Annotated in this window: 8 protein-coding genes; all 8 read left to right on the forward strand. The window is 34.0% G+C overall.

The annotated features are described in order from the left end of the window. Positions 1 to 52: 52 nt before the first annotated feature. The 8 genes from amrS (at position 53) to RBH29_RS13050 (ending at position 10,070) form a co-directional block, all read left to right on the forward strand. Positions 53 to 919, forward strand: coding sequence for an AmmeMemoRadiSam system radical SAM enzyme (gene amrS, locus RBH29_RS13015; RefSeq protein WP_306697353.1), 867 nt, complete (start codon positions 53 to 55; stop codon positions 917 to 919). 108 nt (positions 920 to 1,027) lie between these two features. Then, positions 1,028 to 1,906 carry a diadenylate cyclase CdaA gene (cdaA, locus tag RBH29_RS13020; RefSeq protein ID WP_306697354.1) on the forward strand — a complete coding sequence of 293 codons (879 nt, stop codon included), beginning with the start codon at positions 1,028 to 1,030 and terminating at the stop codon, positions 1,904 to 1,906. Further along, positions 1,903 to 3,126, forward strand: a complete 1,224-nt coding sequence (locus RBH29_RS13025) for a CdaR family protein (RefSeq protein ID WP_306697355.1) — start codon at positions 1,903 to 1,905, stop codon at positions 3,124 to 3,126. Before cdaA ends, RBH29_RS13025 begins: the two co-directional genes overlap by 4 nt. Further along, positions 3,126 to 4,721, forward strand: coding sequence for an NAD(P)/FAD-dependent oxidoreductase (locus RBH29_RS13030; protein WP_306697356.1), 1,596 nt, complete (start codon positions 3,126 to 3,128; stop codon positions 4,719 to 4,721). Before RBH29_RS13025 ends, RBH29_RS13030 begins: the two co-directional genes overlap by 1 nt. Before the next feature lie 158 nt (positions 4,722 to 4,879). Beyond that, entirely contained in the window at positions 4,880 to 6,229 is a 1,350-nt protein-coding gene (glmM, locus tag RBH29_RS13035; protein WP_306697359.1) for a phosphoglucosamine mutase, read from the forward strand. A gap of 177 nt (positions 6,230 to 6,406) precedes the next feature. Continuing rightward, positions 6,407 to 8,230, forward strand: a complete 1,824-nt coding sequence (gene glmS / locus RBH29_RS13040; RefSeq protein WP_306697357.1) for a glutamine--fructose-6-phosphate transaminase (isomerizing) — start codon at positions 6,407 to 6,409, stop codon at positions 8,228 to 8,230. Between the two features lie 351 nt (positions 8,231 to 8,581). Continuing rightward, a complete protein-coding gene (locus RBH29_RS13045) occupies positions 8,582 to 9,874 on the forward strand; it encodes an ATP-binding protein (RefSeq protein WP_306697358.1) in 1,293 nt (430 codons plus the stop codon). 67 nt (positions 9,875 to 9,941) lie between these two features. Next, positions 9,942 to 10,070, forward strand: coding sequence for an NADAR domain-containing protein (locus RBH29_RS13050; RefSeq protein ID WP_459076786.1), 129 nt, complete (start codon positions 9,942 to 9,944; stop codon positions 10,068 to 10,070). Positions 10,071 to 10,262 lie beyond the last annotated feature (192 nt).

The following is a 10,262-nucleotide window of genomic DNA, read 5'->3' on the forward strand; positions in this document are numbered from 1 at the left end:
ATTTAAAGGGGTAGCAAAGTTTTTGAGTTTATATAAAAGCAGGTGATGTACTTTGAATACTGAAAAATCAGCTATGTTTTTTAATAAAATAGGGGATTTGAAAGTTGAATGTTTTTTGTGTCCTCATAACTGTGTAATTAAACCAGGGAAATTGGGGTTGTGTAGGGTACGAAAAAATATTAAAGGAACTTTATATTCTTTAAATTATGGAAAAGTTACTTCAATAGCGTTAGATCCTATAGAGAAAAAGCCTTTGAATAATTTTAAATCTGGAAGTTTGATATTATCTGCAGGTACATTTGGTTGCAATTTGAAATGTTCATTTTGTCAAAATTGGACGGTTGCACATGAAAGGCCGGTTTGTTACGATATATCACCTGAGAAATTGGTGAATAAAGCATTAGAATTTGTTCCAGATGGGAATACAGGTATTGCTTTTACCTATAATGAGCCTTCTGTATGGTATGAATTTGTATATGACACATCTATATTGATAAAAGAAACAGGTTTATCCAATGTGCTTGTGACAAACGGGTACATTGATAAAAGACCACTGGAAAAATTGATTCCTTTTGTTGATGCAATGAATATTGATTTAAAGGCGTATACAAATTCATTTTATAAAGATGTTTGCAAGGGTTACCTGAACAATGTTAAGGAAACAATTCAGTTTGCAGCGAAAAAATGCCATTTAGAAATTACAATGCTTGTAATTCCAGGATTAAATGATTCTATTGAAGATATTTCTTTAGCGTCAAAGTGGCTTTCATCTGTGTCTCCTGATATTGTCCTTCATTTAACCAGATTTTTTCCTAACTATAAAATGAAGGATGTATTACCAACACCAAGAGAGACACTTGAAAATGCTGGGGAAGAGGCGTTAAAATATTTGAACCATGTATATCTTGGCAACATTTAATGGGGTGTTTATTTTTATTTTTGTATAAAAAATGCTTTCAAAAATACAAAAAAGAGGTATAATTTAAAAGTAAGCAGTAGTTTACTATTAAGAACGTGGGGTTAATAAATGGAATTTTTTAATTTTGAAAATTTTAGGGAATTTTTTGATTCTGTTATATTAAGTGTATTTGACATTAATAGTCCTTGGGACATTGTTAAAGCACTAATAGATGTTGGGATAGTGTCATATGTAATTTATAAGATTATAAAGCTTGTAAAGGAGACTAGAGCATGGCAACTTTTAAAAGGTGTGCTTGTTATTATTATTGCTTCTTGGTTAAGTGAAGTTTTAGGTTTTAAAACCATTGCTTTTATTTTAAGAATTACAATTCAGTATATGGCAATTGCTCTTGTTGTTTTATTTCAGCCTGAACTGAGAAGGGGGCTTGAAAAAATTGGCAGAAGCAAGTTTAGAAAGATTTTTCTTTTTGAAGAAGAAGCAGATACAATTAAAGTTAGAGCTTTAATAGAAGAGATAATAAAAGCAGTTACCAGTATGGCAAAGACATATACAGGGGCTCTTATTGTTATTGAGAGAGAAACTAAAATAGGAGAAATAGTTAATTCAGGCATACAAATTGATGCCAGCGTTACCTCAGAACTTTTAGCCAATATTTTTTCTCCTAACACACCTTTACACGATGGTGCTGTTGTTATAAGAGAAAACGAAATAAAAGCGGCTGCTTGTTTCTTACCTCTTACAGAAAATCCAAACATAAGCAACGATTTAGGGACAAGGCATAGAGCTGCATTAGGAATAACTGAAGTGTCTGATTCTATAGTTATTGTGGTATCAGAGGAATCAGGAAAGATTTCAGTTGCATTAAATGGTGGATTAACAAGAAATCTTACCAGTGATAATTTAAGAAAAGCTTTAAATAAAAACCTTCTTGATAAAGATGTGCCAAACAAGAAGTTAGGGTTATGGAAGGTGAAGTCTAAATGAGTGAGTTATTTAAAAAAGATATGAAAACTAAAATTTTTTCTCTGGCTTTTGCGGTGATTTTGTGGTTTTTTGTTTTAGACAGTTTAAATCCTGTGGTTTCACATGATTTAAGTGTGCCATTGAAAATTGAAAATGAAGAAAGTTTAAAGGAGAAGGGATTTGTTATAGCAAATGAAAATTTTCCTAGAAATGTTTCTATAAGTCTAAAGGGAAGAAAAGACAAAATAAGCACTTTAGGTATAAATGATGTTGAAGCTAAAATTGATTTTGAAAAAATAAATGATGTGAATACTCAAAACTTACATGTTGAAGTGGATATACATAAAGAGGGTTTTTCTGTAGAAAGCATCACTCCTAGGTTGGTAAATATAGAACTAGAACAAGTGGGTAAAAACTCTTTTCCTGTAGAAGTGATTACAGTAGGGGAGCCAAAAGAAAATTACAGGATAATTGAAGTAGCGTCTATACCGGGAATGGTATCTATAGAAGCTACAGATTCTGTGATTAATTCTATTGGAGAAGTTAAGGTCTATGTTGATGTAAGTAATATAGTAAGTGAATTGATTGTCCAAAAAGAATGTGTTATTTATGACCATAATAGTGAAGTTTTAGAAGATATAGATGTTGAGCTTAATGTAAATGTAAAAGTTGAGATGGCAAAGGAAGTGCCTATAGTTCCAGTTATAAAAGGGCGGCCGGCTAGAAATTTTATTGACGGTGTTCACGAAATTGTGCCTGACAAAGCACTTATAACAGGTGCACCAGACGTAGTTGAGTGGATTGATAATATAAGAACTGAAGAAGTTAGTATAGAAAATATGAATCAGAGTGAAACAAAGAGAGTTAGTTTAAATATTCCAGAAGGAGTTCGACTTGTTGAAACACCTTCAAATGTCTATGTTGATTTGGTTATTGAAGAAAAAGCAGCTCGGGAGCTTACAATAAGAAGTCAGGATGTAGCAATTGAAAATGCTGTTATAGATGATTCTTTTATATATGACATTGTCAGAGATGATATTGATATAGTTTTAGAGGGTAGGGAAGAAGAGCTTGAAAGAATTTCAGTGGAGAGTTTAAAGCCGAGTATAGATGTTGAAGGTCTTGATGAAGGTAGTTATAGAAGACCACTTAAAGTTGAACTTCCTAGGATGGTAGAACTTTTAAACGATTATGAATTGGAAGTTGTTATTGAAGAAAAGGAAGATATGGATGATGAATAATGAAAATAATTGTGCATAATTTAAAGATGAGTTTAGACTACACAATGGATGACTTAAAAAAAGCTGTTTGCAAAAAAATAAGAATAAGTGAAAAATATTTTAATTCTTTTAGGATAGTAAAAGAATCGGTTGATGCTAGGAAGAAGCCTAATATTCACATTGTTTTTTCTGTTGTTGTTGAAATAGAAAAGGAAATTAAACTTCCTTCCAGTAATGATATAAGGGTTTTAAAGGATATTCCTTCAAAGCCTATTATCTATGGGGATAAGAAACTCAATGAAAGGCCGATAGTTGTAGGATCTGGGCCTGCGGGTTTATTTGCTTCTCTTATATTAGCTCAAAATGGTTACAAACCTCTTTTACTTGAAAGAGGAGAGAGTGTGGAAAAACGTACACAAATAGTTAATTCTTTTTGGACAGACGGAAAGTTGGATAAAGAGTCAAATGTTCAATTTGGAGAAGGTGGAGCAGGTACTTTTTCGGATGGAAAACTTACTACTAGAATAAATGACAGGCGTTCAGGAATAGTATTAGATGAGTTTTACAAGTCAGGTGCTCCAGAAAAAATATTGTTTAAAGCAAAGCCCCATATAGGTTCTGATATACTTAAAGAAGTGGTTTTAAACATGCGTAAAAGGATTATTGAGTTTGGTGGAGAAGTGAGATTTAATTCTAAGATAACTGAATTCTTGATAAAGGATAACAGGGTTTCTGGAGTTAAAGTGAATCACTGTGAAAAAATTTCTTCTCAATTAGTTGTTTTAGCTGTTGGTCATAGTGCCAGAGATACTTTTAAGTCTCTTTTTAACAGCGGGGTTAAGTTTATACAAAAGCCATTTTCAATAGGTGTAAGGATAGAGCATCCTCAGCAGTTAATCAACATGGCTCGATATGGAGAAGCTTCAAAGCACCCAAGACTTGGAGCTGCTGATTATCAGATGTTTAAGAAGTTTTCTGACAGAACAGTATATTCTTTTTGCATGTGTCCAGGTGGAGTTGTTGTTGCTTCAGCATCTGAGCCAGAAACCATTGTTACCAATGGAATGAGTGAGTTTTCTAGGGATAAACAAAATGCTAACAGTGCGTTGGTAGTATCAGTAGGGCCAGATGATTTTGAAAGTTCTCATCCACTGGCTGGTATTGAATTTCAGAGAAAGTGGGAAAGATTAGCCTTTAAATGTGGAGGTGGAAATTATTCAGCTCCAATTCAAAAACTAGGAGATTTTTTAAACGACAGGGAGACTAGGAAGTTAGGAGGGGTTAAACCCTCATACACAGGTGAAACAGTGTTTTCAGATATTAATTTATGTCTTCCATCTTATGTTACAGCTTCTTTGAAAAAATCTATTGATTTTTTTGATTCCAAGATAAAGGGATTTGGCATTGAAGATGCTATTTTAACAGGAGTTGAAACAAGAACATCCTCTCCAGTTAGAATTGTTAGGGATGATAAATTAGAAGCTGTTGGAATAAATGGTCTTTACCCTGCAGGTGAAGGTGCAGGGTACGCCGGGGGCATAGTGAGTGCTGCTGTAGATGGAATAAAAATAGCAGAAGAGATAATAAAAACTTATTCGAATAAGAGTTTGGATTAAATACAAAAAATGCTTTTAATGCAAAAAATGTTTAAATGAATTATAATATTTACTTATAGTAGAATATATATTATACTTGTAATTGAATGTACCGTCAGAAAAGGTTATTATTTATAGAAAGTTATATATAAATTAAAAAGTTAGAGGGGATGAATGTATTGGGAATTCTTTTTGGAACTGATGGAGTAAGAGGTGTTGCAAACAAAGAGTTATCTGTTGATTTAGCATATAGATTAGGTCAGGCTGGAGCATATGTCTTAGCTTCTAAGGAAAATAGCAGACCAAAGATACTTGTAGGTATGGATACAAGAATATCAGGAGATATGCTAAAGTCAGCTCTTGTAGCAGGATTGTGTTCTGTAGGGGCTGATGTTATATGTCTTGGTGTAGCTCCTACTCCCGCAGTTGCATATCTTGTTAGAACTTATAAGGCAGATGCTGGTATTGTCATTTCAGCGTCCCACAATCCGTTTGAGTTCAATGGAATTAAATTTTTTAATAACAAAGGTTATAAATTGTCAGATAATATAGAGAAGAGAATAGAATCAATTATTCTTAATAAATCTGAAGAAATATCTCTTCCAACAGGAGATAAACTTGGAACAGAGACTACAGTAGATACTGCAGTAGATGACTATGTAAATTACATAAAAAGTACAATTGACAGTGACTTTAAAGGATTGAAAGTTGCAATAGATTGTGCTAATGGTGCAGCATTTAAGGCAGCACCTTTGGCATTTTCAAAATTAGGTGCAGAAGCTTTGGTTATAAATGATAAACCGGATGGAATTAATATAAATGAAAATTGTGGATCTACACATATAAAAGAGCTTCAGGAGTTTGTCAAAAAGACTGGTGCAGATGTTGGTCTTGCATTTGATGGAGATGCTGACAGGGTTCTGGCAGTGGATGAAACAGGTAGTTTTGTTGATGGAGATCAGATAATGTCTATTATTGGATTGAGTTTAAAGGAAAAGGGAAAGTTATCAAAAGATACAATTGTTGCTACTGTTATGAGTAATCTAGGTCTTGACTTTATGGCAAAAAGAGAAAATTTGAATATTGTCAAGACAAAAGTTGGGGATAGATATGTACTAGAAAATATGATTGAAAATGGTTATGCTTTAGGTGGAGAACAGTCAGGGCATATTATATTTTTAGAGCATAACACTACAGGGGATGGACTGTTGACAGGAGTTCAACTTTTAAATGTTTTAAAATTATCAGGAAAAAAATTATCAGAGCTTGCTTCTAAAATGCAGGTTTTACCTCAGGTTTTGAAAAATGCAAAGGTTAAGAATGAGAATAAAAATTCATATCTTGACGATAAAGTAGTTTGTGACATGTGTAAAAAGTTAGAAGAAGAGTTTGACGGTGAAGGAAGAGTTCTTATAAGAGCTTCTGGTACAGAGCCACTTATAAGAGTTATGATTGAAGGAAAGGGTCAGGAATATATAACTAATAAAGCTGTTGAATTGGTAAAGGTTATAGAGAAAAGACTGGGGTAGGTTTTAAATGTTTAAAGGCAGGTGATGCATTGGATTGTAAACAAAACAGATGCTAATTTACTTGTCTGTTCTATTATTCATAATTAATTTATATTATAGTAATGCAAAAAGGTTATTTTTAAAGATTTATTGGTTTTAAGGTTACAATACTTATACCATTTAAAGGAGATGTATTTTATGTGTGGAATAGTTGGATATATAGGTAATAAAGAGGCGACACCAATACTTATAAATGGGCTTAAAAAGCTGGAATATAGAGGTTATGATTCTGCTGGTGTAGCTGTTTTTGATGATGATGAGTTAATGGTAATGAAGTGTAAAGGAAGGCTTGCAACTTTAGAAGAAAAAATGTCTAAAACAACTCCTAAAGGAATTGTAGGTATAGGACATACAAGATGGGCAACTCATGGGGAGCCTAATGATTTAAATTCTCATCCCCATACCAGTAAATCAGGAAAAATAGCTGTTGTGCATAATGGTATAATAGAGAATTACCTAGAAATAAAAGAATTTTTAGAGTCTAAGGGATATGAATTTATTTCTGAAACAGACAGCGAAGTGGTGGGGCATCTGGTTGAACACAATTATAAAGGTGATTTAGTACAAGCTGTTATTGATTGTTTGAATGACATTGAGGGTTCATATGCACTTGGAGTTATATGCACTGACTGTCCTGATATGTTTGTAGCGGCAAGAAAGGATAGCCCACTAATAGTAGGGCTTGGGGAAGAAGAAAACTATATAGCATCTGATATTCCGGCAATATTGGAACATACCAGAGATGTTTATATTTTAGATGATAAAGAGGTTGTAACATTAACCAGTGACAAGGTAACTGTCTACAACAACTATGGGGTTGAGGTAGAAAAGGATGTTTTTAAGGTTAACTGGGATGTTGCGGCTGCAGAAAAAGCGGGATATGAGCATTTTATGATGAAGGAAATGTGTGAAGAGCCAAAGGTTGTAAGAGATACAATATCACCTAGAATAAAAGAAGGCAAAGTAGAATTAGACAGCATAAAATTGACCCAAGAGGATGTTAAGGGGATTGAGAAAATATTTATAGTTGCATGTGGAACAGCCTACCATGCAGGTGTTGTGGGGAAATATATAATAGAAGAGACAGCAAGAATTCCTGTAGAAGTAGATGTGGCTTCTGAATTTAGATACCGAAATCCTATTGTTACAGATAAAAATTTAGTTATTATAATAAGTCAGTCAGGTGAAACTTTAGATACTCTGTTTGCTTTGAGAGAGTCAAAGAAAAAGGGGGCAAGGGTACTTTCCATAGTTAATGTTGTGGGAAGTTCAATTTCTAGGGAATCAGATGATGTTCTTTATACATGGGCAGGCCCGGAAATTGCAGTTGCTTCGACAAAGGCTTATAATACACAGCTTTCGGCACTATATCTTGTAACTTTAGATTTGGCATATAAAAGAGGACTTATAGAAGATAATAAGTATAAAAAAGCTATAGAAGGCCTTGAAGCTATTCCAGATGCTATAGAGGAAATACTTAAAAACAAGGAAGTGGTACAAAAGTTTGCTTCCCTGCACTGTAATGCAAAGAGCATTTTCTTTATTGGAAGAAGTCTTGATTATGCTCTTTCTATGGAAGGTTCATTAAAACTTAAAGAAATATCTTATATACATTCTGAAGCTTATGCTGGGGGAGAACTAAAACATGGAACAATTGCTCTTATTGAAGAGGGGACACTTGTTATATGTCCTATGACTCAAGATGGTCTTATGGAAAAGATGATAAGCAACATAAGGGAGGTTAAAGCAAGAGGGGCAACTGTATTGGCAATAGCAAAAGAGAGCAATAAGCATGTTGAAAATGTTGCAGATGTTGTTTTTACAATACCGGATATGGATTCCTTTTTAGCACCTATTGCAGCAGTAACTCCATTACAACTTTTTGCGTATTACATGGCATTGGTGAGAGGGTGCGATGTAGATAAGCCAAGGAATCTTGCAAAGAGTGTAACTGTAGAGTGATTTTAAGTGAATTTGTTTAGATGATGTGAACATTGGAGTTTTAGGTGGAGGGTTTATTCTACCTCATATAGGAGTTGGAGGTTTAGAATTAGAATAAATTGGTTCTAAAATCCCGTAGCGAATGGCGAGAAAAATTAACGTTTGCTGCGGGATTTGTTTATTATACATACTAATATTTTTAATCTATATTTTTGTGTTTGACAATTTTTAATGTATTTTTTCTTGCTTTTGCATTGGTAGTAATAGGTTTATTAGTTTTGTCCAAGACTCCTAGAGTAATTTGGTCACCTTGACAAAATGTAAATTATGTGACACTATTAAATTATAAAAAGAGTAAAGGGGTGACATTATGTGAAACGTAAAATTGTAGACAGTCTTAAAAAGTGGAAAGGCTTATCAAACAGGATGCCACTTATCATAAATGGTGCAAGACAGGTTGGAAAGACATATACGGCACTGACTTTTGGCAAGGAAGATTACAAAAACACAGTGTATTTCAATCTGGAGGATAGTACTGAAGTATCGAACATATTTGAAAGAGACTTAAATCCAGAACGAATTATAAAAGAGTTATCGGCAAAGTCGGGGCAAACCATTTTAAGAGGAGACACTCTCATAATTCTTGATGAAATACAAGCATGTGAGAGAGCATTAACATCCCTTAAGTATTTCTGCGAAAATGCACCTGGATATCATATCATTGCCGCAGGAAGTCTTTTAGGAGTGGCGATAAACCGAGAGAAGTATTCATTTCCTGTTGGGAAAGTAAACATGATAACCCTTTATCCTTTAGATTTTGAAGAATATTTATGGGCAATGGACAAAGGACAAATGGCAGAATTGATCCGCAGTTCTTTTGATTGCAATGAGCCTTTATCTATTCATGAGACAGCAATAGATTTTTACAAATCATATATGTTGACCGGTGGCATGCCACAGGCAGTGTTGGAATATTTGAGGGAGGAAGATTATAATTTTGTAACCGCTGCGCAAAAAAATATCAATGACGCTTATATAGCAGATATGGCAAAGTATGCAACACCTAATGAGACTACAAAAATTATGGCAGCCTTTAACAGCGTTCCAGCTCAACTTGCAAAGGATAATCGAAAGTTTCAATATAAAGTAATAAAATCGGGAGCTAGAGCTTATGAATATGAAACGCCGTTGGATTGGCTGAAGGCTTCGAGAGTTATTATTAAATGTAATAAGGTGAAGGAAGGCAAAATGCCTCTTTCTGAATATTCAGATAGTGACTCCTTTAAAGTATACATGACAGATATTGGCTTGCTTTGTTCTAAGTTTGGTATTCACCCCAATGCTATCCTTGTTGACATGCCAAGCTTTGAAGGGTTTAAGGGTGCATTGGCTGAAAACTACGTTGCATCTGCTCTGGTTACTAACGGGTATACACCATATTACTGGGAGTCTCAGGGAAAAGCGGAAGTAGATTTTGTAATCCAAGACAGGGAGGGCAATATCATACCTATAGAGGTTAAATCCTCGGATAATGTCCGATCAAAAAGCTTGAATCAGTATATTGCCAAGTATGAACCAAAGTACTCTATCAGAGTTTCAGCAAAGAACTTTGGGTTGGAGAATGGAATCAAATCTGTTCCTCTATATGCCGTTTTTTGTATTTGATACTTAAGCAATTTGCAAAAAGCATAGATACCAAAAGCGGTTGCATAATTAATTACAAAGAGATAAAATATGGGGAATAGGAATGGCGGTTGATGACGAAAATATAGAAAATCCTTTGGAATGGAAAGGGTTAAATCTTTTGGGTTTTGCGTTTATGGAAGTAAGGGATGAGCTTATCCGTGTTTGTGGGAAATAAGGTGTGGAAAGTATCAAAAAAAGAGTGGCTGCCTCATAAGGGTTATAAACAAATTTTTTTACATGAAAATTGTAAGATGTGACCTTTAAAAGATAGTTTTTAGTTAGTATAAGGTTTATGATTTGATTAAGTCTAAAGAGGCTAAAACTGCAAATCCAGATGAATACGATGAAATTTCAAAAAATACCTTAG

The organism is Herbivorax alkaliphila (assembly GCF_030848475.1).
In the GTDB taxonomy this organism is placed as follows: domain Bacteria; phylum Bacillota; class Clostridia; order Acetivibrionales; family Acetivibrionaceae; genus Herbivorax.